The 20677-nt window shown below is 72.3% G+C and carries 19 protein-coding genes and 1 pseudogene; 8 read left to right on the top strand and 12 right to left on the bottom strand.

The features are described from left to right. Positions 1-74 precede the first annotated feature (74 nt). Both ureG and ACZ44S_RS15475 read left to right on the top strand, forming a co-directional pair. Positions 75-758, top strand: a complete 684-nt coding sequence (gene ureG, locus ACZ44S_RS15480; RefSeq protein ID WP_466928867.1) for an urease accessory protein UreG — start codon at positions 75-77, stop codon at positions 756-758. Continuing rightward, entirely contained in the window at positions 755-1525 is a 771-nt protein-coding gene (locus ACZ44S_RS15475; RefSeq protein WP_466929185.1) for an urease accessory protein UreD, read from the top strand. Before ureG ends, ACZ44S_RS15475 begins: the two co-directional genes overlap by 4 nt. Before the next feature lie 199 nt (positions 1526-1724). Here the strand turns inward: ACZ44S_RS15475 and ACZ44S_RS15470 are convergent, their stop codons facing one another. Then, a complete protein-coding gene (locus ACZ44S_RS15470; protein ID WP_466929182.1) occupies positions 1725-2450 on the bottom strand; it encodes a lysophospholipid acyltransferase family protein in 726 nt (241 codons plus the stop codon). 187 nt (positions 2451-2637) lie between these two features. Between ACZ44S_RS15470 and ACZ44S_RS15465 the strand changes: the two genes are divergently transcribed. Then, the gene (locus ACZ44S_RS15465) at positions 2638-3105 is read left to right on the top strand and encodes an RpiB/LacA/LacB family sugar-phosphate isomerase (RefSeq protein WP_466928864.1); all 468 of its coding nucleotides are present in this window, start codon (positions 2638-2640) and stop codon (positions 3103-3105) included. Positions 3106-3116: 11 nt separating this feature from the next. Here the strand turns inward: ACZ44S_RS15465 and ACZ44S_RS15460 are convergent. From ACZ44S_RS15460 to ACZ44S_RS15445, 4 genes and pseudogenes are all read right to left on the bottom strand, one after another. Then, a pseudogene (locus tag ACZ44S_RS15460) lies at positions 3117-5569 on the bottom strand (SpoIIE family protein phosphatase). 139 nt (positions 5570-5708) lie between these two features. Then, positions 5709-6935: an ornithine--oxo-acid transaminase gene (gene rocD / locus ACZ44S_RS15455; protein WP_466928861.1), complete on the bottom strand. Its 1227-nt coding sequence runs from the start codon at positions 6933-6935 to the stop codon at positions 5709-5711. Then, positions 6932-7744, bottom strand: coding sequence for a dimethylargininase (ddaH, locus tag ACZ44S_RS15450; RefSeq protein ID WP_466928857.1), 813 nt, complete (start codon positions 7742-7744; stop codon positions 6932-6934). Before ddaH ends, rocD begins: the two co-directional genes overlap by 4 nt. A 123-nt stretch (positions 7745-7867) precedes the next feature. Then, positions 7868-8371 carry an Lrp/AsnC family transcriptional regulator gene (locus ACZ44S_RS15445; protein WP_466928854.1) on the bottom strand — a complete coding sequence of 168 codons (504 nt, stop codon included), beginning with the start codon at positions 8369-8371 and terminating at the stop codon, positions 7868-7870. 112 nt (positions 8372-8483) lie between these two features. Here ACZ44S_RS15445 and ACZ44S_RS15440 point away from each other — a divergent pair, with 112 nt between their 5' ends. From ACZ44S_RS15440 to ACZ44S_RS15425, 4 genes are read left to right on the top strand one after another with little or no spacing between them, the layout of a single operon-like run. After that, the gene (locus tag ACZ44S_RS15440; protein ID WP_466928852.1) at positions 8484-9254 is read left to right on the top strand and encodes a LytR/AlgR family response regulator transcription factor; all 771 of its coding nucleotides are present in this window, start codon (positions 8484-8486) and stop codon (positions 9252-9254) included. Positions 9255-9270: 16 nt separating this feature from the next. Beyond that, positions 9271-9630, top strand: coding sequence for a hypothetical protein (locus ACZ44S_RS15435; protein ID WP_190163606.1), 360 nt, complete (start codon positions 9271-9273; stop codon positions 9628-9630). A gap of 19 nt (positions 9631-9649) precedes the next feature. Further along, positions 9650-11362, top strand: coding sequence for a sodium/solute symporter (locus ACZ44S_RS15430; protein ID WP_466928850.1), 1713 nt, complete (start codon positions 9650-9652; stop codon positions 11360-11362). Continuing rightward, complete coding sequence (locus ACZ44S_RS15425) at positions 11359-12564, top strand: sensor histidine kinase (protein WP_466928847.1); 1206 nt, start codon at positions 11359-11361, stop codon at positions 12562-12564. The genes ACZ44S_RS15430 and ACZ44S_RS15425 overlap by 4 nt, the downstream gene beginning before the upstream one ends. A gap of 19 nt (positions 12565-12583) precedes the next feature. On the opposite strand, the gene ACZ44S_RS15420 is transcribed toward ACZ44S_RS15425, so the two are convergent. The 6 genes from ACZ44S_RS15420 to ACZ44S_RS15395 form a co-directional block, all read right to left on the bottom strand. After that, positions 12584-12760, bottom strand: a complete 177-nt coding sequence (locus ACZ44S_RS15420) for a membrane protein (protein ID WP_037934856.1) — start codon at positions 12758-12760, stop codon at positions 12584-12586. A 13-nt stretch (positions 12761-12773) separates the two neighbouring features. After that, positions 12774-14582, bottom strand: a complete 1809-nt coding sequence (locus ACZ44S_RS15415; protein WP_466928844.1) for a serine/threonine-protein kinase — start codon at positions 14580-14582, stop codon at positions 12774-12776. Positions 14583-14821: 239 nt separating this feature from the next. Further along, entirely contained in the window at positions 14822-15772 is a 951-nt protein-coding gene (locus tag ACZ44S_RS15410; protein ID WP_466928841.1) for a cytochrome c oxidase assembly protein, read from the bottom strand. Positions 15773-15959: 187 nt separating this feature from the next. Beyond that, entirely contained in the window at positions 15960-16985 is a 1026-nt protein-coding gene (locus ACZ44S_RS15405; RefSeq protein ID WP_466928840.1) for a 6-phosphofructokinase, read from the bottom strand. A 200-nt stretch (positions 16986-17185) separates the two neighbouring features. Continuing rightward, a complete protein-coding gene (locus ACZ44S_RS15400; protein ID WP_125508665.1) occupies positions 17186-17914 on the bottom strand; it encodes a type 1 glutamine amidotransferase in 729 nt (242 codons plus the stop codon). A 24-nt stretch (positions 17915-17938) separates the two neighbouring features. Continuing rightward, positions 17939-19177 carry a MurT ligase domain-containing protein gene (locus tag ACZ44S_RS15395; protein ID WP_466928837.1) on the bottom strand — a complete coding sequence of 413 codons (1239 nt, stop codon included), beginning with the start codon at positions 19175-19177 and terminating at the stop codon, positions 17939-17941. 146 nt (positions 19178-19323) lie between these two features. Here ACZ44S_RS15395 and def point away from each other — a divergent pair, with 146 nt between their 5' ends. Beyond that, a complete protein-coding gene (gene def / locus ACZ44S_RS15390) occupies positions 19324-19872 on the top strand; it encodes a peptide deformylase (protein WP_466928835.1) in 549 nt (182 codons plus the stop codon). A gap of 9 nt (positions 19873-19881) precedes the next feature. Here def and ACZ44S_RS15385 read toward each other — a convergent pair whose 3' ends face one another. Continuing rightward, complete coding sequence (locus ACZ44S_RS15385; RefSeq protein ID WP_466928833.1) at positions 19882-20523, bottom strand: TetR/AcrR family transcriptional regulator; 642 nt, start codon at positions 20521-20523, stop codon at positions 19882-19884. Between the last annotated feature and the right edge of the window lie 154 nt (positions 20524-20677).

Here is a 20677-nt window from a genome sequence, read left to right as displayed (position 1 = left end):
GCCCCCTCTCGGGGGATTCGCATCAGGCCCGCCTCGTCCGCACGCGCCGGACGGGCCGACCACTGGAGGCTTCCATGCATCTCGGTCATTCCCTCTCCCACGGCGGGCCGGACGTCGTCGGTGCCGACGCCCGCCGGCCCGACGGGGTGCGGCGGGGCCTGCGCATCGGACTCGGTGGGCCCGTGGGGTCCGGGAAGACCGCCACCGTGGCCGCCCTCTGCCGGCTCCTGCGCGACGAGGTGTCCCTGGCCGTCGTCACCAACGACATCTACACCCGGGAGGACGCCGAGTTCCTGCTCCGCGAAGCGGTGCTGCCTCCCGAGCGGATCACCGCGGTGGAGACCGGGGCCTGCCCGCACACCGCGATCCGGGACGACATCTCCGCGAACCTGGAAGCGGTGGAGGACCTCGAGGACGAGGTCGGCCCGCTGGATGTGATCCTCGTCGAGTCCGGCGGTGACAATCTCACCGCCACCTTCTCCAAAGGGCTCGTCGACGCCCAGATCTTCGTGATCGACGTGGCCGGCGGGGACGACATCCCGCGCAAGGGCGGGCCCGGCGTGACCACCGCCGACCTCCTGGTCGTCAACAAGACCGACCTCGCTGTGCACGTCGGCTCCGACCTCGCCCGCATGGCCGCCGACGCCCGGGCCCAACGGGACGGCCTCCCCGTGGTGTTCCAGTCGCTGCGCAGCGAGGAGGGGGCGCGGGACGTCGCCGCCTGGGTGCGGGAGCGGCTCGCCGCGTGGACGGCATGAACACCGCCGGCGTACGGGCCGTCGCCCGCGTCCGGGCCTGCGCCGACGGCCGGGGCGGGACCTGCCTGCCGGAGCTCGAGGGCGACGGGCCGCTGGCCCTGCGGCGGACGCGGGGGACCGGCGGCGAGGCACACGTCCTGCTCGTCGGTGCCATGAGCGGCCCCCTCGGCGGTGACCGGCTCACGGTGCGGGCCGACGTCCGGCCGGGAGCCCGCCTCCGGGTCGGGTCGGCCGCGGCGACCCTGGCCCTGCCCGGCCAGCACGGGACCGAGGCGCGCTACGACGTACGACTGACCGTCGCCCGCGGAGGCGAACTCCGTTGGCTTCCGGAGCAGTTGATCTCCGTCAGGGGAAGCGGGCTGCTGGCCACCACGCACGCCGATCTCGACGACGGGGCCCGGCTCGTGCTGCGTGAGGAGCAGGTGCTGGGGCGGGCCGGGGAGGAACCCGGACGGCTCACCACCCGTCTGACCGTACGGATCGCGGGGCGCACCGTCCTCGATCAGGAACTGGCCTGCGGTCCGGGGGCGCCGGGCGGCTGGGACGGTCCGGCCGTACTGGGCGGACTGCGAGCGGTCGGGCAACTGCTCCTCGTGCAGCCCGAGTTCGAAGACAAGCCGGTTGCCGCGAGGGAACTGGACGAGGGCGCCGCCGTTCTGCCCCTTCCGGGGCCCGCCGCGCTGGTGACCGCAGTGGCACCGGATCCGCTGCGGCTGCGCCGCATCCTCGACGGGGCGGCGGCCCTCCTCGCCCCGGTGTCCGATTGATGGAACCTTCTTATCGGGTTATCGGATTGGCAAAGAAGGGTCGTCAACGACCGGGTGGACACCTATCTGCTCACCGGAGAGCTCGACCGGTCCGACGTGACCTGCGCGCCGCACGCCACGCCGAAGCCGTAGCATCGCCGCCGTACGGCACGAGGGGCGGCCGGAACTCTCCGGCCGCCCCTCGTCCGCTCCCTGCGGATCACCTCGACGGCATGCGCGGGAACCGGCGCTTCTCCTCCGCCGTGCGCTCGGCCTCCTCGGCCTTGGCGACGGCGGCGTACTGGTCGACGTACTCCTGCTCGGACAGCGTGAGGATGGCGTACATGATCTCGTCGGTGACGGCGCGCAGCACCGCCTTCTCGTTCTCCATCCCCGCGTAGCGCGAGAAGTCCAGCGGTTCGCCGAACCGGATCACCACCGGATGGATGCGGGGAATCACCTTGCCGGGCGGCTGCGCCTCGAACGTGCCGATCATCGCGCAGGGGATCACCGGTACGCCCGCCCTGAGCGCCATCACCGCGACGCCCACCTTGCCCTTGTACAGGCGGCCGTCGTGCGAGCGTGTGCCCTCCGGGTAGATGCCGAGCAGTTCCCCCTTGCTCAACACCCCCAGGCCCTCACGGATGGCGGCCTGTCCGGCCTCCTTGCCGGAGCGGTCGACGGGAATCTGGCCCGCGCTGTGGAAGAAGAACGCCGTCAGCCGGCCCTTGAGTCCGGGGCCGGTGAAGTACTCGGCCTTGGCGAGAAAGGTGATGCGTCGTTTGAGTACGGCCGGCATCAGGAAGTGGTCCGAGAAGGACAGATGGTTCCCCGCGACGATGGCGGCGCCGGACGCCGGAACGTGCTCCAGGCCCTGTATTCGCGGCCGGAAGACCAGTCTCAGCAGCGGGCCCAGTAGCACATACTTGAGCAGATAATAGAACAAAAGCACGCTCCTCGACTCCGGCGAACGGGCAGTGCCGCCGCGTTCCAGCAGGTCGTCCGGCACGTCGTGAGATGTCAGTCTAGGACCGGAGGGTGCGGCCCGGCACCACGTTCGACGCGCCCGGAACCACCCGGGCCGGACGGCTGCGCCCGCCGGGTCGCGCACCGCGGGGAGTAGGCTCCGCAGCATGCGGATCTCCGTCTCCTCCGACATGGACGAACCCGTGGCCCGCGCTCTCCTCGCCGAACTGCGCGACCGCGGCCACGAGGTACGCGCGCACGGGGCGCTGCGCCCCGGGGACGACCCGCAGTGGGCGGTCTGCTCCGAGGCGGCGGCCCGCGAGGTCTCCGACGGGTCGGCCGACCAGGCGGTGGTGTGCTGCTGGACCGGTACGGGCGCCTCGATCGCCGCGAACAAGGTGCCGGGCGTACGGGCCGCCCTGTGCACGGACGCCTACACGGCGGATGGCGCGCGCCGCTGGAACGACGCCAACGTCCTGGCGCTCAGCCTGCGGCTGACGTCCGCCCCGCTGCTCAGGGAGATCCTCGACGCCTGGTTCACGGCGTCGCCCAGCGACGACCCCGAGGACCGTCGCAACGTGGAACGGACGGAACGGCTCGACGGCACCCGCCCCGGTTCCCCGCCCGGCGACTGAGCGCGGGCCCCTCATCCCGGCGGTGCGGTCAGGGACTGCTCCGCCCAGATGATCTTCCCCTCGGGCACGAACCGGGTACCCCACCGCTGGGCCAGCTGGGAGACCAGCAGCAGTCCGCGCCCGCCCTCGTCCATCGCGCGGGGATGCCGTAGATGCGGCGCGGTGGCGCCGCCGTCGTGCACCTCGCACACCAGCGCGCGCTCACGGATCAGTCGCAGCCTGACCGGCCCGGCGGCGTGCCGGATGGCGTTGGTGACCAGTTCGCTGACGACCAGCTCCGTGGTGAAGACCAGCTCGTCCAGCCCCCAGCGGGCCAGTTGCCGGCTGGTGGTCCTGCGGGCCTCGGCCACCACGGCCGGATCCGCCGGCAGGTCCCAGACCGCGACCTGCTCCGGGTCGAGACGTCGGGTACGTGCCATCAGCAGGGCCACGTCGTCGTACGGGCGGGCCGGCACCAGCGCGTCGACGACGGCCCTGCAGCTCACCTCCAGTGAGGCCGGCGCCCTCGCCAGCGCCTGCCGCAGCGGCTCCCGGTCCGGTTCGGCGGCCGGGGGCCCTTCCCGGGCCAGCAGACCGTCCGTGTGCAGGGCGAGCGTGCTGCCCTCGGCCAGCGTCATCTCCACCGCCTCGAACGGCGGACCGCCGACACCGAGCGCCGGGCCCTGTGGCAGGTCCACGAAGGCGACCGTGCCGTCCGGCGCCACCACGGCGGGCGCGGGATGACCGGCGGCGGCCATCGTGCAGTGACCGTCCACCGGGTCGTAGACGACGTACAGGCAGCCGGAACCGAGGGACCTGCCGGGCGTTTCGCCGGGCTCCCCGTCGCCTTCGTCCCCCGCCGCCCGGGAGGCGAGGTCGTCCAGATGCGCCAGCACCTCCTCGGGCGGCAGATCGATCGCGGCCAGTGTCCGTACGGCGGTGCGCAGCCGCCCCATGGCCGCGGCGGCGTCGATGCCGTGCCCCGGTACCTCGCCCACGACCAGGGCGACGCGGGCACCCGACAGCAGGATGAGGTCGTACCAGTCGCCGCCCAGCCCCGTCAGCTCGTCGGCCGGGCGGTAGCAGGCGGCCACCTCGACGGCGTCCTGCTCGGGCAGCCGGCGAGGGAGCAGACTGCGCTGGAGGACGAGCGCGGCGTCCCGCTCCCTGGTGTAGCGCCGGGCGTTGTCCACGCAGACGGCGGCGCGGGAGACGAGGTCCTCGGCCAGACTGAGGTCATCGGCGTCGAACGCGTTCTGGCGGCGGCGACGGAAGAACGTGGTGACACCCAGAGTGACGCCCCGGGCCCGGATCGGGACGATCATCACGCTCTGCAGCCCCAGCTCCAGGAACGTGGACTCCCGGGCGCCCGGAGTGCCCTCGGCCCACTCCAGGGCGAGCGGGTCGAGCTGTTCCAACGCCAGGACCGGCCGGTGGTCAGACACCGCACGGGCGGGGAGTCGGCCAGGTAGGTCACGACCGCGCCGGCGTCCACGGCCGTCCGCGGCAGGTCCTCGTACAGCGAGAGGTGGCCCGCGCGGCGCAGGAGCACCCGGGCGGAGTCGCTGAGCGGCCCCGGCGGGAGTTCGGCGCCCCGCAGGACCGTCTCCAGCAGGTCCACGGTGACGAAGTCCGCGAGCCCCGGGACGGCGATCTCCGCCAGTTCCTGTGCGGTGGTCATGATGTCGAGGGTCCGGCCGATGTGCTCGCCGGCCCGGTCGAGCAGGGCGAGGCGCTGCCGGGCGCGGTGCCGTTCGGTGACGTCCACGACGGTGTAGTACACGCCCATCGGGTGGCCCCGCTCGTCGTCGAGGCGGGTGAACGACAGCATGTGCGCGGTCTCGCGCAGCGGTGCCGACCGTACGCGGCCGACGTGCTCGTAGCCGACCACCTGTTCGCCGGTTTCCAGCACATGCCGCATCTGCGCCTCGACGGCATCGGCGTTCAGGCCCGGCTGGATGTCGGCGAACCGCAGACCCAGCCGCCGCTCGGCCGGTCCGCCGCCGAACTGCTCCAGCGCGGCGTTGGACCACACGAAGCGCAGATCCGTGTCCACGATCGCGATGCCGATGGACGTCCCGGTGACCATCTGCTCCAGCACGCCGCGGCTCATGCTCCAGCCGGCGGCACCGGCCAGCTCGGACAGCAGGACCAGCAGCGACGTACGGCCATGCGGCTCCACGGTCGCCGTGACCCGCACCATCACGGCGACCGGGTGTCCTTCCCGGTGCAGGGCCGTCATCAGCCCCACCCAGCTCCCGTCGGAACGGCACCGCTCGACCAGGTCCGGAACCCGTTCGGCGTCGTCGGGGAGCAGCAGCTCGGCGAACTTCCGGCCCACCACCGCCTGCGCGCCGTATCCCAGCAGCCGCTCGGCGCGAGAGGTCCAGCCCGACACCATGCCGTGCGGATCGAGCAGCAGCGGAGCGGCGTCGGCCACGTCGAACCCCTGCCGGGCCACGTTCTGCTCCTGGTGTCCGCCCACGGCCGACCTCTCTGTCGCTGAGAGTGGTCTACCACCTCTTGTCCCCATCTTCACCCTCGACGGGGGGCGGGGCTCTCCGGACGTGGGGGAGGAGTGCACCCGCCCCCGGCGAACGGGGGCGGGTGTCTCCGGCCGTCTCTCAGGCGGCTCCGGTGAGTACCTTCTCCAGCGTGCGCAGGGCGCCCTGGAGTTCCTCCGCCGTGATGGTCAGCGGCGGGGCCAGCCGGATGGTGGAGCCGTGGGTGTCCTTGACCAGGATGCCCTCCCGCATCAGGCGCTCGCTGACCTCGCGCCCGGTGCCGATCGCGGGGTCGACGTCCACGCCGGCCCACAGGCCCCGGGAGCGGAAGCCGACGACGCCCTTGCCCTCCAGCGACTCCAGGCCCTCGCGCAGCACCTCGCCCAGCTCCGTCGCCCGCCGCTGGAACTCACCGGTCTCCAGCAGCTCCACGACCGCGGTGCCGACCGCCGCCGCCAGCGGATTGCCGCCGAAGGTCGACCCGTGCTCTCCGGGGTGCAGCACCTGGAGCACCTCCCGCCGGGCCACCACCGCCGACACCGGGACGATGCCGCCGCCCAGCGCCTTCCCGAGCAGGACCACGTCCGGGACCACCGACTCGTGCTCCACGGCGAGCGTACGACCGGTGCGGCCCAGGCCCGACTGGATCTCGTCGGCGACGAAAAGGCACCCCTTGCGGCGGGTCAGCTCGCGCACCCCGGCGAGGTAACCGTCGTCCGGGACGATCACGCCCGCCTCGCCCTGGACCGGCTCGATCAGCACCGCCGCCGTCGTCTCGTCGACCGCTTCCTCCAGCGCGGCGAGATCGTTGTACGGCACCACCCGGAAACCCGGGGTGAAGGGGCCGAACCCGGCGCGGGCCACCTCGTCCGTCGAGAAGCTCACGATCGTCGTCGTCCGGCCGTGGAAGTTGTCCGCGGCCACCACGATCGTCGCCCGGTCGGCCGGGACGCCCTTCACGTCGTAGGCCCACTTGCGGGCCACCTTCACACCGCTCTCGACGGCCTCGGCGCCGGTGTTCATCGGCAGCACCATGTCCAGCCCGGTCAGCGCGGCCAGCCGCTCGGCGAACTCCGCGAGGCGGTCGTTGTGGAACGCGCGCGAGGTGAGGGTGAGCCGGTCCAGCTGGCGGTGCGCCGCCTCGACGAGCGCGGGGTGCCGGTGGCCGAAGTTGAGCGCCGAGTAGCCGGCCAGCATGTCGAGATACCGCCGGCCCTCCACGTCCTCCACCCAGGCGCCCTCCGCGCGGGAGACGACCACGGGCAGCGGGTGGTAGTTGTGCGCGAGGACGGGCTCCTCCGCGCCGATCAGTTCGGCGGACGTACGCGCGGGGACGACAGAGGTCATGAGCGGATCTCCTGAGTGCAGCACTTGATGCCCCCGCCCGCCTTGCGGAACTCGGACAGGTCGACGGGGACGGGAACGTAACCGCGGTCGGCGAGCCGGTCGGCGAGGGCCGTCGCCTCCGGCGAGATGAACACATGGCGCCCGTCGGAGACGGAGTTCAGACCGAACGCCGTCGCGTCCTCACGGGTGGCGATCACCGCGTCCGGGTACAGCCGGGCGAGCACCTCGCGGCTGCCCGGCGAGAACGCCTCCGGGTAGTAGGCGACATTCTCGTCGTCGAGGACGAACAGCGCCGTGTCCAGGTGGTAGAAGTACGGGTCCACCAGCCTCAGCCCGATCACGGGCACACCGAAGAACTCCTGCACCTCGCGGTGCGCCTCCGGGGTGGTGCGGAACCCGGTGCCGGCGAGGATCCAGCGCCCGGCGGGCACCAGGTCGCCCTCGCCCTCGCACACCGACTCGGGGTGCTGGACGTCGAAGCCCTCCGACTTGAACCAGGCCTCGTAGGGCACGGACTCCGGACGCCGTTCGGGCGCGGAGAAGAGGGAGCCGAAGACACGGCCCTCCACGACGACCGCCGCGTTCGCGGCGAACACCATGTCGGGCAGTCCGGGCTCCGGCTTCACGGTCTCCACGGTATGTCCGTGGTCGCGGTAGGCGCCGATCAGCGTCCGCCACTGGCGCTGGGCGAGGGAGACGTCGACGGGACGGTCGGGGTGCATCCAGGGGTTGATCGCGTACCGGACGGCGAAGTGTCTGGGTTCGCAGACGAGGTATCGCCGTCGGCGCGCCACACGGGATCCGGGCACAGAGGGGTTCCTCCGCTTCCATGCGGTGCCGACAGGGGTGTCTCCACGGTAGGAACCGACCTCGACGGACGACAAGGAACAAGAGCTGCGTGTTCGCGCAGGATCACTGCGTGTTCCGTCCGCTCAGCGCACGTCTGGTGCGCTGTCCGGAGCGGGCTGGCTCACTCCCGCCTCAGGACTGTCCGGCAGCAGATGGGACAGCACCATCACGCTGATCGTCTTGCGGATGAACGGCTCCTGGCGGATCCGTTCCAGCACCTCCTCGAAGTGCTCCACGTCCCGCGCCCGTACGTGCAGCAGCGCGTCCGCGCCCCCGGTCACGGTCATCGCCGCGGCGATCTCCGGATGGTTGCGCACCACCTCCGCCAGCCGCCGGGGCGGCGCCGCCCCCTCGCAGTACACCTCGACATACGCCTCCGTGCGCCAGCCCAGCGCCGACGGCCGCACTGTGGCAGTGAACCCCGTGATCACCCCGGTCTCGCGCAGTCGGTCCACCCGGCGCTTGACCGCCGTCGACGACAGCCCGACGGCCGCGCCGATCTCCGCGAAGGACGTCCTCGCGTTCGCCATGAGAGCCGTGACGATCTTCCGGTCGAGCGCGTCGAACGGAGCGGGCCTGCTGTTCATGCGGGCACTGTATCCAGCGGCGCCGACGGGCCCCGCGTACCGGCGCCCACGACAGGGACGCCCACGTCCGGCACGTGTCCAGACGCGGAAATCACCCCTACACTCCACCTTCATGCTGCGCGCCCTCGCCGTCGACGACGAACGCCCCTCGCTGGAGGAACTGCTGTACCTGCTGCACGCGGACCCGCGCATCGGCAGCGCCGAGGGCGCGGGGGACGCCACCGAGGCGTTGCGCCGCATCAACCGCGCCCTGGAGTCGGGCCCCGACGGGCCCGAGGCGATCGACGTCGTCTTCCTCGACATCCAGATGCCCGGGCTCGACGGCCTCGACCTCGCCCGGCTGCTCAGCGGGTTCGCCCGGCCACCGCTGATCGTGTTCGTCACCGCCCACGAGGACTTCGCCGTCCAGGCCTTCGACCTCAAGGCCGTGGACTACGTGCTGAAACCCGTGCGCAAGGAACGCCTGGCCGAAGCCGTGCGCCGGGCCGCCGCCCAGCGCGGCACCACCCCGCGTGAGGCCGCCCCGCGCATCCCCGTGCACGAGCCCGACCCCGACCACATAGCCGTCGAGCTCGGCGGTGTCACCCGCTTCGTCGCCGTGGACGACATCACCCACGTCGAGGCCCAGGGCGACTACGCCCGGCTCCACACCGACCGGGGCAGCCACCTCGTACGGATCCCGCTGTCCACGCTGGAGGAGCGCTGGCGCTCCCGCGGTTTCGTCCGCATCCACCGCCGCCATCTGGTCGCCCTGCGCCACATCGGCGAGCTCCGGCTCGACGCGGGCACCGTGAGCGTCCTGATCGGCTCCGAGGAACTCCAGGTCAGCAGGCGCCACGCCCGCGAACTGCGGGACCTGCTGATGCGCCGGACCACGAGCTAGACAGGGGGAGCACCACATGCCCCAGGACCCGACCGAACGCCGCGTGGTCGTCACCGGTCCGCCCCGGCGCACCCGCCGGACCTCCGGCTACTACCGCCCGCGCACGGAGATCGACGAGCAGACCACCCTCGGCCACACCTACGTCCGTTCCCTGATGCGCATCCAGCTGCGCACCGGACTGGTGGTGTTCGCCGTCCTCGCCCTGCTCATCGGCCCGCTCCCACTGGTCTTCGCCGCCGCCCCGGACGCCCGCCGGCTGGAGTGGGCGGTGCTCGGCTTCGGCCTCTACCCTCCGCTGGTACTGCTCGCCCGCTGGTACGTACGCCGCGCCGAACGCAACGAACGCGACTTCGTGCGGCTCGTCGAGGACCGCTGAGACCGGAGAGCCCGCACCCGTGAACTCCGCCTACGCCGTCACCGCCGTCGCGCTCGTCGCCCTGGCGACCGTCCTCGTCGGCGCCTTCGGCCTGCGCATATCCCGCACCACCTCCGACTTCTACGTCGCCTCCCGCACCGTAGGCCCCCGCCTCAACGCCGCCGCCATCAGCGGGGAGTACCTCTCCGCGGCGTCCTTCCTGGGCATCGCGGGGCTCGTCCTCGTGCAGGGCCCGGACATGCTCTGGTACCCGGTCGGCTACACCGCCGGCTATCTGGTGCTGCTGCTGTTCGTCGCCGCCCCGCTGCGCCGCTCCGGCGCCTACACGCTGCCCGACTTCGCCGAGGCGCGGCTCGCCTCCCACCTGGTGCGGCGCCTCGCCGGTGCCCTGGTCGTCGGTGTCGGCTGGCTGTATCTGCTTCCCCAGCTCCAGGGCGCCGGGCTCACCCTGACCGTGCTCACCGGTTCACCCGACTGGCTCGGCGCGGTGATCGTCGCCGTCGTGGTGACCGTCATCGTCGCCGCGGGCGGCATGCGCAGCATCACCTTCGTCCAGGCCTTCCAGTACTGGCTGAAGCTCACCGCCCTGCTCGTCCCCGCCCTCTTCCTCGTGCTCGCCTGGCAGAGCGACGGCGCACCCAGCCACGCCTTCGACGAACCGGCCGCCTTCCGCGAACAACGGGTGGTCACCATCGACGACTCCCTGCACCTGCGGCTCGACCGGCCGCTCACCGTCACGGTGGACGGCACCGTCGACGGCCGCGCGCACGACGGCGCCGAGGTCGGCCTGTCCGCGGGCACCCACCGCATCGACGGCGGCACCCGGCTCACCTTCGCCGAGGGCGCGGAGGTCCCCGCCGCCGGGCGCGACGGCGACGACGCCCTGTCGCCCTCCCGGGCCGAGTCACGGGAGGAGCGCCCGCTGTACGCCACCTACGGGCTGATCCTCGCGACCTTCTTCGGCACCATGGGCCTGCCGCACGTGGTCGTCCGCTTCTACACCAGCCCGCACGGCGTGGCCGCCCGCCGCACCACCGTCGCCGTCCTCGGCCTGATCGGCGCCTTCTACCTCCTCCCGCCGGTCTACGGCGCCCTCGGCCGGCTGTACGCCCCCGAGCTGACCCTCACCGGCGACGCCGACGCCGCCGTCCTGCTGCTGCCCGGCCGGATGATCGGGGGAGTGGGCGGCGACCTCCTCGGCGCCCTGGTCGCAGGAGGCGCCTTCGCGGCGTTCCTGTCGACGGCCTCCGGACTCACCATGGCCGTCGCCGGGGTGCTCACCCAGGACGTGCTCCCCTCACGCGGCGTACGGCACTTCCGGCTCGGCACCGTGCTCGCGATGGCCGTCCCGCTCGCAGCGAGCGTCCTGGTCGGCGGGCTGCCCGTGGCCGACGCCGTGGGGCTGGCCTTCGCCGTGTCGGCGTCCTCGTTCTGCCCGCTGCTCGTCCTCGGCATCTGGTGGCGCCGGCTGACCCCGCCGGGCGCGGCGGCCGGGATGCTGGTGGGCGGCGGCTCCGCGTTCCTCGCGGTCGCCGCGACCATGGCCGGCTACCCGGGCGCGGGGCCCTGGCACGCCCTGCTCGCCTGGCCCGCGCTCTGGTCGGTGCCGCTGGGCTTCCTCACCATGATCCTGGTGTCCCTGGCCACCCCCGGCCGGGTGCCGCCCGGGACGGCGGCCGTACTGGCCCGCTTCCACCTCCCCGAGGAACTGCGTACGGAGGTGTCCGCATGAGCGGCTTCCTCGCCGGCCTGCTCGTCGCCGTACTGCCCCTGCTGGCGGCAGGGTTCTGGATCGGCCGGCGCACCGCACGGCCCGCCAGCCTCGCCGGACTCGGCACACCCGTCGAGCACGCCACCTTCGAGACCCTGCACACCGCCTCCCTGGCCACCCCGCCGCTGCGCGCGGGCCTGACCGAGGAGACCGCCGGGAAATCCGCCCGCAAGCTGCGCTCCCTGCTGGGCACGGACGCCCTGTGCCTCACCGACCGCGAACAGGTCCTCGTCTGGGACGGCGCCGGCGCCCACCACCGCACCGAGATCATGGAGCGGCTCACCGGCCCCCTCGACACCGGCCGGGGGGAGGCCTTCCCGCTCACCTGCGACACCCCCGACTGCGCGGTGCGCTGGGCCGTGGTGGCCCCGCTGACCGTCGACGACCGGGTGCACGGTGCCCTCGTCGCCTGCGCGCCCCGCGAGTCCGCCGTCCTGGTCCGGGCCGCCGGGGAGGTCGCCCGCTGGGTCTCCGTCCAGCTCGAACTGGCCGACCTCGACCGGTCCCGGACGCGTCTCATCGAGGCGGAGATCAGGGCGCTGCGGGCGCAGATCTCCCCGCACTTCATCTTCAACTCGCTCGCCGTGATCGCCTCGTTCGTACGCACCGACCCCGAGCGCGCCCGTGAACTGCTGCTGGAGTTCGCCGACTTCACCCGCTACTCGTTCCGCCGGCACGGCGACTTCACCACCCTCGCCGACGAACTGCACGCCATCGACCATTACCTGGCGCTGGTCCGGGCACGCTTCGGCGACCGCCTCGCCGTCACCCTGCAGATCGCCCCCGAGGTGCTGCCGGTCGCGCTGCCCTTCCTCTGCCTCCAACCGCTGGTGGAGAACGCCGTCAAGCACGGCCTCGAGGGCAAGGCCGACACCTGCCACATCCAGATCACCGCACAGGACGCCGGTGCCGAGGCCCTCGTCGTCATCGAGGACGACGGCGCAGGCATGGACCCCGGTCTGCTGCGCCGCATCCTCGCTCACGAGGCCAGCCCCACCGGCGGCATCGGACTGTCCAACGTCGACGACCGGCTCCGCCAGGTCTACGGCGACGACCACGGCCTCGTCATCGAGACGGCGGTGGGCGCGGGCATGAAGATCACCGTCCGGCTGCCGAAGTACCAGCCGGGCGTGCACCTGGCGGGGCGGCTCACCCCGAGGTGAGGTCCGCCCCGCACGCCCCTCAGGTGCTGCGGGTGGCGACCATCCCGAGAGTGATCAGACCCAGGACCACCCAGCCGAACCACAGCCAGCCGTTGCTGCCGAGCGCCACCGTGTAGGCCGTCACAGCGACCAGCGCGCCTACGGTGAGCACTCCCATGGTCTTCGTCGACGTCGAACCGTTCGTGGTACCGGGCATCGCAACACCCTCCTCATTCGGTTCCCTCCATGGTGCCCCCGTTCTGCCTCCTCACGGTGCACACAACCACATGTGTGCCCGATTTCCAGGACCTCTCGCCCACCCACGACCCGGCCTCGTGGACCGACGGGTCGAAGCCGTAGTCACGCGGCGGAACCTCGCGCGCACACACCGCATCCGACCCGGTGCGCGCCTCGGCGGGCGTGACGTCCCTGCCCAGCCGGGCGAACCCGAGCACCTGCTCGTCGTACGTCCCGTCGCACGACACCAGCCGCGCCTCCCGGCGGGCGAGCACGTCCAGACAGTCCCGCCGCTGCATCGTCGCCGTGTCGGCGAACACCGTCCCGGGACGGCGCCGGTCCCCGAGCGGCCCGTACACCGGACCGTGCGCCCCCAGCACCAGACACGCGGTACGCCGCCCGGCCGCCTCGAACCCGCCCGGCGCCGGTACGACGGCCAGCCCCCGGACGTCGGCCAGCCGGCCGCGCAGCTCCCGGGTCCGCTCCTCGCACAGGGCCGGGCCCCGCTCCCGAGCCTCGTCGTCCGACGCGGCCGTCACCGACGCCATCACCTGCCCGTCGGGAGCCGCGTCGGAGCAGGTCGGGTCGACGGTCAGCCGGGGGGTGCCGGTGAACCGGGTGCCGCCGGGCCAGTCGGCCCGCACACAGTCGCCCTCCCGCAACGGCTCCACCAGCCCGACCGCCTCGCCGTACGGCAGCACGCTCCCGTCGGCGCCGGCCTCCCGGTCGGCCAGCGCGTACCAGGCCCCGCCCAGGGCCAGCACCGTGCCCAGCACGCCCGCGAGCAGCGCGCGCACGGCGTGCGGGCGGGAGCTGCGGCGGTGACCGGCGCCGGACCGTCCGTGCCGGTCCGCCTCGGGCACGGGAGGCGGCGGGGCGTCCCACGGCGGCCGGGAGCCGAGGTCGGCCCGCGTCCGCGGGTACGCCTCCGACTGGGGCGTCACGATCCGGGCCAGCTCGGCCTCCACCTCCGGCGCGCTCGCCCGCAGCCCGGGATCCTTGGCGAGCAGCTTCCGCAGCACCGGCTCCAGCGCGCCCGCCCGTACCGGCGCACGCGGATCGTCCATGACGACGGCGGTCACCGACGCCAGCGGGGACTCCCGGTCGAAGGGCCCGCGGCCCTCCACCGCGTGGTAGAGCGTGCAGCCGAGCGAGAACAGATCCGCCGCGGGAGTCGGCGGACCGCCGGTCGCCCGCTCCGGTGCCAGATAGCCGGCGGTGCCGACCAGCGCGGAGGCCACGGTGTACCGCGTCTCCCCGGTGTCCGGCTGCACGGAGATGCCGTAGTCGGTGAGCAGCACCCGCCCGTGCGGCGAACCGGTGCGGTCGGGCGCGAGCAGGATGTTCGCCGGTTTCACGTCCCGGTGCATCACCCCCCGCTCGTGCCCGGCCGTCAGCGCGTCCAGCACGGCCAGCCCGATCCGGGCGCACTCGGCGGGGGCGAGGGGGCCGCCGCGGGTGAGCCGCCCGCGCAGGTCGACGGCGCCCGCGAGGTACTCCATGACGATCCAGGGCAGCCCTTCGTGCTCCAGGACGTCGTGCACGGTCACCACATGGGGGTGACCGCGCAGACCGGCCGCGTGCCGGGCCTCCGCGCGGGCCCGGGCGACCCGGGCCGCCCGCTCCTGGCCGGGCTCGGCCGGATCGCCGAACACGATCTCCTTCAGGGCGACCTCGCAGGCGAGCCGCTGGTCATGCGCGAGCCACACATGCCCCATACCACCGCCGCCCAGCCGCCGCAGCAGCAGATAGCGGCCGGCGATCACCCTGCCCACTCCCGGTGTCGGTGATCCTGACGGCATCCGGTCACTCCCACCGGAAAGGGAGCCTGGCCGCGGCGTAATTCCGCGCGCGATCGCCAATACGTTCTGGAGTGACGAAGAAAAGGGAACAGTCATTCCCTATGTGTGATCGAGTTTCTTTTCCCGCCCCATGCGTGTGCGTGCGACATCTCATGACCGCTCCCCCTCGGCGGTTCCCCCTGGCGCATCATGCTACTGGAGGAATTCGCCCGTTCAAGGGGACGGGGAAATCGGTGAATTCAGTTCCGCTGTGCGTGCAGTGAGGCCAGATAGGCGTTGTACGCCTCGAGTTCCTTGTCTCCGTCCCGGTCCGCCGCGCGGTCCTGGCGCTTCGCCTGCCGCTGGTCGGAGGCGTACCACTGGAACAGCAGCGCGATCAGCACCAGGACGGAGGGAACCTCGCTGAACGCCCAGGCGATGCCGCCGGCCGCGTTCTGGTCGGACAGCGCGTCGACGGCGAGTGAGGCGGGCGGGTTCTCGAACGTCGTGACCATCGGCGTCGACGCCATCATCAGCGCGATACCGAAGAACGCGTGGAACGGCATGCCCGCGAAGAGTTCCAGCATGCGCATCAGATAGCCCGGCCGGTGGGGGCCCGGGTCCACGCCCATGATCGGCCAGAAGAAGACCAGCCCGACGGCGAGGAAATGCACCATCATCGCGACGTGCCCCACCCTGGAGCCCATCAGGAAGTCGAACAGCGGGGTGAAGTACAGGCCGTACAGGCTTGCGATGAACAGCGGAATGGTGAACACCGGGTGGGTGATGAGCCGCATGTAACGGCTGTGCAGGAGCATCAGCAGCAGCTCGCGCGGCCCCTTGCGGCCGCGCGCGGCCGGCGGCAGGGCGCGCAGCGCCAGCGTGATCGGGGCACCGAGCAGGATCAGGATCGGCGACACCATGCTGATCACCATGTGCTGCACCATGTGCACGCTGAACATGACCATGCCGTAGTCGTTCAGCTTGGTGCACATCATGAGCCCGATGCTCAGCACACCGGCGACGAACGCCACGGTGCGCCCCACCGGCCACTTGTCACCGCGCCGCGCCAGCCGGACCACGCCCCAGCCGTACAGCGCCAGCCCGAGCAGACAGGCGAGGAGGAAGAAGGGATCCGCCGACCAGGCGAGCGCTCGCCCCAGCGTGAACGGCGGCAGATCCATGGTCATGCCGTGCCCGCTGTGATCCATCCGCCGGCTCCAGTTCGTGGGGGTTGTACGCGGTCTGTCCGCACACAGGGTACGGCCGACCCCGGCCACACCTGTGACCGGGGTCGGCGGGACACCCTCAGGGGCGCGGGGAACTGCGCGACAAGCCCCCTACGGCCCGCAGACCGCAGTGAACCCGTCTCGGAGAGTTCTCACCGGCGCCGCACGCTCACAGCACGCACTCCGCCTCCGCGTACCGCGCTTCCGGCACCGTCTTCAGCGTCTCCACCGCCTCCGCGAGGGACACCATCACGATGTCGGTGCCCCGCAGCGCGGTCATCCGTCCGAACTCGCCCCGGTGTACCGCCTCCACCGCGTGCCACCCGAACCGGGTGGCGAGCACGCGGTCGTACGCCGTGGGCGTCCCGCCGCGCTGCACATGACCGAGGATCACCGGCCGTGCCTCCTTGCCGAGCCGCGACTCCAGCTCCAGCGAGAGCTGCCGGGCGATACCGGCGAACCGTTCGTGGCCGTACATGTCCTTGCCGCCCTCGTCGAAGTCCATGGTGCCGGCCTTCGGCTTGGCTCCCTCCGCCGCGACGACGATCGCGAACCGCTTCCCGGCCGAGAACCGCTCGCCGACCTTCGCGGTCAGCTCGTCGATGTCGAAGGGCCGTTCGGGCACGACGATGGCGTGCGCGCCGGCCGCCATCCCGGAGTGCAGCGCGATCCAGCCGGTGTGACGGCCCATGACCTCGACGATCAGCACCCGCTGATGGGACTCGGCGGTGGTCTTCAGCCGGTCCAGGGCCTCGGTCGCCACCCCGACGGCGGTGTCGAAACCGAAGGTGACGTCGGTGACGGCGATGTCGTTGTCGATGGTCTTCGGCACACCGACTATCGGCAGGCCGTTGTCGGAGAGCAGCCGGGCCGCCTTGAGCGTGCCCTCGCCGCCGATCGGGATGATGGCGTCGAGGCCGAGCTCCTGGACGTGCCCCTTGGCCCGCTCCACACCGTCCCGCAGATGCTCGGGGCGCACCCGGGAGGAGCCGAGGATGGTGCCGCCGCGGGCGAGGATGCCGCTCACCGCGTCGAGGTCGAGCTTGAGGTAGTCGCACTCCAGGAGGCCCTTCCACCCGTCCCGGAAGCCGATGACCTCGTCGCCGTGGTCGACGACGGCGCGGTGCACGACGGACCGGATGACGGCGTTCAGGCCGGGGCAGTCGCCGCCGGACGTGAGGACACCAATGCGCATAGCCCGAAACAACCTTCTCGATGTGGGCCGGGACCGGACCGCGCTGTCCGGCTCGATCCCCGCCACCCTAGCGGCTTCGGGGGGCGGGACCGCACCTGGCGTCCGCCTGCTGGACGACCCCGCTCACCTGTGCGGAGCAGCCGTCAGACGGGCCCGTCCGGGCCCGCCCGGCGGCCGGGGTGTCCCGTGCTCCGGACGCCTCAGGCGGGCTGCTGCGCTGCCGCGATGCGCTCGTTGCGCAGCGCCTCGTACCAGCGGTCGTCGGTCGGCGGCAGCGCGTTGACATCGAGCGCCAGCTTCAGCAGCAGGTCCGCGATCTGGGGGTTGCGGGCCAGCACGGGACCGTGCATGTACGTGCCGAACACGGTGTCGTTGAACGCGCCCTCCGTGCCGTCCCCCGTGCCGTTGCCGTTGCCGAAGCGGACCTGGGCGAACGGGCGGGCCGTGGGACCCAGGTGGGTGACGCCCTGGTGGTTCTCGAACCCGGTCAGCGGGGGCAGGCCGAGTTGCGGGCTGATGTCCGCCAGCACGTCGCCCACGCACCGGGCGCCCTCACCGCGCACCGAGACCACGTCGAGCAGTCCGAGACCCGGCTCGCGCTGGCCGAGGTCGTTGATGAACTCATGGCCGAGGATCTGGTAGCCGGCGCACACCGAGAACACGATCGCGCCGTTCTCCACCGCGCGGTGCAGACCGCCGTCCCGGCGCAGCCGCTCGGCGGCCAGCCGCTGCGGGCGGTCCTCGCCGCCGCCGATCAGGTAGATGTCGCCGGAGGTCGGGATCGGCTGGTCGCTGCGTACGTCGAGCCGTGCCACGTCCAGGCCGCGCTGCCGCGCCCGGCGCTCCACGACGAGCACGTTGCCCTGGTCGCCGTACGTGCTGAGCAGGTCCGGGTAGATCCAGACGACCCGCAGCTGGTTGTCGCTCACTTCAAGTCCCCTGAGGTGTGGTGGTCAGTTGCCGACGCGGCGGCGCAGGTCCTGGAACGCGGTGTAGTTGGCGATGACCTCGATCCGTCCCGGCGGGCACAGCTGGACCGCCTGGTCGAGGTTCTCGCAGACCTGGAACTGCTGGTTGGCGACCTCCAGCCGCACCGCCAGGTCCAGCTTCCGGTCGCCGACGACGCAGATCGGGTGGCCGGTGAGCCGCGTGTAGTCCACGTCCCACAGCCAGGAGGTGTCGGTGCCGTCGGCGGAGCGGGCGTTCACCGAAAGGATCACCGGGGTCGGCGGCGGATCGATCAGTGAGAACGTCTCGAGCCAGCCCGCGGGGTTCTTGGCGAGCAGCAGACGCAGATCACGGCCCTCGAACTGGACCACGTCGTAGCGGCCGGCCACGGCCTGCACCTGGTACATGCGCTCCAGCGCGACCTGCGGCGGCACCCCGAAGACGGCGGCGACGGCGGCGGAGCTCGCGGCGTTGGCCTTGTTGGCGCGGCCCGGCAGCTGGAGGTGGATCGGCCAGGCGGAGCCGTGCGGATCGAGCACGTGGTCGCCGGAGAGCGCCCAGCTCGGGGTCGGCCGGCGGAAGCCGCACTCGCCGCAGAACCAGTCGTCGCCCGGACGCTGCATCACACCGCCGCACGACGGGCAGGACCAGGCGTCGTCCTTCCACATCTGGCCGGCGGCGACCCAGATCACGTTGGGGGAGGAGGAGGCGGCCCACACCACCAGCGGGTCGTCGGCGTTGGCGACGATGACGGCCTTGGAGCCGGTCAGGCCCTCGCGCCAGTTCTCCGCGAGCATCCGGGTCTCGGCGGCGCGGTCGAGCTGGTCGCGGGAGAGGTTGAGCAGGGCGATGCACTTCGGGTCGGTGTCCCGGGCGACACCGGCCAGGTACTTCTCGTCGACCTCGATGACGCCGAACTTCGCGTCCGAGCCGCCGGCGAGCGCCGAGGTGATGCCGGCCGGCATGTTGGCGCCGAGCGCGTTGGAGACGACCGGTCCCGCGGCCCGGAGCGCCTCCGCGATGAGCCGGGTCGTGGTGGTCTTGCCGTTGGTCGCCGAGACCAGGACGCAGTCCAGGTTCTGCGCGAGCCGGGCGAGGAGATCGGGGTCGAGCTTGAGTGCCACCCGGCCGCCGATCACCGACCCGCTGCCGCGCCCGGCGGCGCGGGATGCCGCTGCGACCGCCTTGCCCGCGGTCACGGCCAGCTTGGCCCGTGGCGAGAGCGGGTCCGAGTTGCCTGCCATCAGTTCTCGATCCTCCTTGCGTACGCGCCGCGTCCGTGCCTGACGGCCACGTGGTGAGACCTCAGCCTATCGAGATCCATTCGCACTCCAGAACCGCGGCACCATCGTGAGACGGGCGCTGCTGGAAGGACCGTACTCTTGCCGCCATGCGACACGGCTCCATCCCCGGCGTCCACGGACGCGTGCGCCCCCTCACCCTGCTCGGCGATCCGGTGCTGCACGCGCCCTGTCGGGAGGTCACCGAGTTCGGCCCGCAACTCGGCCGTCTGGTGGAGGACTTGTTCGCGACGATGTACGCGGCGCAGGGCGTGGGCCTGGCCGCCAACCAGATCGGCGAGCCGCTGCGGGTCTTCGTCTACGACTGCCCGGACGACGAGGACGTCAGGCACCGGGGCCATGTGGTGAACCCGCGGCTGGTCGAGACGGACGGGGTGGTGCTGCGCGGCCCGGAGGGCTGTCTGTCGCTGCCCGGCCTGGAGGCGGGTACGGAACGGTACGACCACGCGGTCGTCGAGGGCGTCACGGTGACCGGGGAACCGGTCACCGTCCACGGCACCGGGTTCTTCGCCCGGTGCCTGCAGCACGAGTGCGACCACCTGGAGGGCGGCATCTACGCCGACCGTCTGACGGGGTGGCGGCGCCGCAGGCTGATGCGCCGGGCGAGCCGGGCCCCCTGGAACCGGCACGCCCGGTGACCGGGGGATTCAGAACCCCGGGCCGCCCACCTTGTCGCCCGCGGCCGCGAGCCGCCCCCACAGCAGATCCGCCAGGCTGCGCACCAGCTCCGCCCGGGAGCAGGGGCGTTCGCCGAGCCACCAGTCACCGGCCGCGTGCATCATGCCGACGATGCCGTGCCCCCACACCCGGGCCAGCTGCTGGCTGTCCGGCCCGAGGTCCAGCCGCTCCTCGATCACCTGCGCCAGTTCCTCGCCCATGCGTCGCAGCAGCGGCGCCGAGTGCTTGCCGACATCGAAGCCCTGGTCGCTCGGCGATCCCTCCGCGGGATGCATCAGGAACCGGTACACCTGGGGGCGCGCCTCGATCGCCGACAGATACGTGTCCAGCGTGGCCTCGACCCGCTCCCGGCGGTCGGCCGGGGCGTCCAGCGCGGCCCGCAGCGAATCCAGCAGCGCGTCGGTGTGCCGCTTGGCCAGGGCCGCGTAGAGTCCTCCCTTGTCACCGAAGTGCCGGTAGAGGATCGGCTTGGTGATGCCGGCCTCGGCGGCGATCGCGTTCATCGAGGCCCCCGGGCCGTCGCGCAGCACCACTCGGTCGGCGGCCTCGAGCAGCTCGCGCCGGCGTCGGTCGGCCGAACGCTGCTGATCGGTCCGCTGTGTGGTGTCCATGAGCTCTCCCCACCCGTGCTGATTCGGTGACGCCTGCGCAAACTAACACTGACGGATCCACGTTCATCGAACGGGATACGGACCGCCCTGAGGAGTTGACTTTTCCTACCCGCCAGTAACAGACTCGGGTTACCGCAAGTAACATGCACGTGCG

It is taken from the genome of Streptomyces malachitofuscus (genome assembly GCF_055571035.1).
Note: the sequence above shows the minus strand (reverse complement) of the source record. Positions and strands in the feature narration are given on the sequence as shown.

What these genes read in the sequence shown, in the direction of transcription:
- ureG (WP_466928867.1), top strand. Translation starts at nt 75, where the DNA reads ATGCATCTCGGTCATTCCCTCTCCCACGGCGGGCCGGACGTCGTCGGT.
- ACZ44S_RS15475 (WP_466929185.1), top strand. Translation starts at nt 755, where the DNA reads ATGAACACCGCCGGCGTACGGGCCGTCGCCCGCGTCCGGGCCTGCGCC.
- ACZ44S_RS15465 (WP_466928864.1), top strand. Translation starts at nt 2,638, where the DNA reads ATGCGGATCTCCGTCTCCTCCGACATGGACGAACCCGTGGCCCGCGCT.
- rocD (WP_466928861.1), bottom strand. Translation starts at nt 6,935, where the DNA reads ATGACCTCTGTCGTCCCCGCGCGTACGTCCGCCGAACTGATCGGCGCG.
- ACZ44S_RS15445 (WP_466928854.1), bottom strand. Translation starts at nt 8,371, where the DNA reads ATGAACAGCAGGCCCGCTCCGTTCGACGCGCTCGACCGGAAGATCGTC.
- ACZ44S_RS15440 (WP_466928852.1), top strand. Translation starts at nt 8,484, where the DNA reads ATGCTGCGCGCCCTCGCCGTCGACGACGAACGCCCCTCGCTGGAGGAA.
- ACZ44S_RS15435 (WP_190163606.1), top strand. Translation starts at nt 9,271, where the DNA reads ATGCCCCAGGACCCGACCGAACGCCGCGTGGTCGTCACCGGTCCGCCC.
- ACZ44S_RS15425 (WP_466928847.1), top strand. Translation starts at nt 11,359, where the DNA reads ATGAGCGGCTTCCTCGCCGGCCTGCTCGTCGCCGTACTGCCCCTGCTG.
- ACZ44S_RS15420 (WP_037934856.1), bottom strand. Translation starts at nt 12,760, where the DNA reads ATGCCCGGTACCACGAACGGTTCGACGTCGACGAAGACCATGGGAGTG.
- ACZ44S_RS15415 (WP_466928844.1), bottom strand. Translation starts at nt 14,582, where the DNA reads ATGCCGTCAGGATCACCGACACCGGGAGTGGGCAGGGTGATCGCCGGC.
- ACZ44S_RS15410 (WP_466928841.1), bottom strand. Translation starts at nt 15,772, where the DNA reads ATGGATCACAGCGGGCACGGCATGACCATGGATCTGCCGCCGTTCACG.
- ACZ44S_RS15405 (WP_466928840.1), bottom strand. Translation starts at nt 16,985, where the DNA reads ATGCGCATTGGTGTCCTCACGTCCGGCGGCGACTGCCCCGGCCTGAAC.
- ACZ44S_RS15395 (WP_466928837.1), bottom strand. Translation starts at nt 19,177, where the DNA reads ATGGCAGGCAACTCGGACCCGCTCTCGCCACGGGCCAAGCTGGCCGTG.
- def (WP_466928835.1), top strand. Translation starts at nt 19,324, where the DNA reads ATGCGACACGGCTCCATCCCCGGCGTCCACGGACGCGTGCGCCCCCTC.
- ACZ44S_RS15385 (WP_466928833.1), bottom strand. Translation starts at nt 20,523, where the DNA reads ATGGACACCACACAGCGGACCGATCAGCAGCGTTCGGCCGACCGACGC.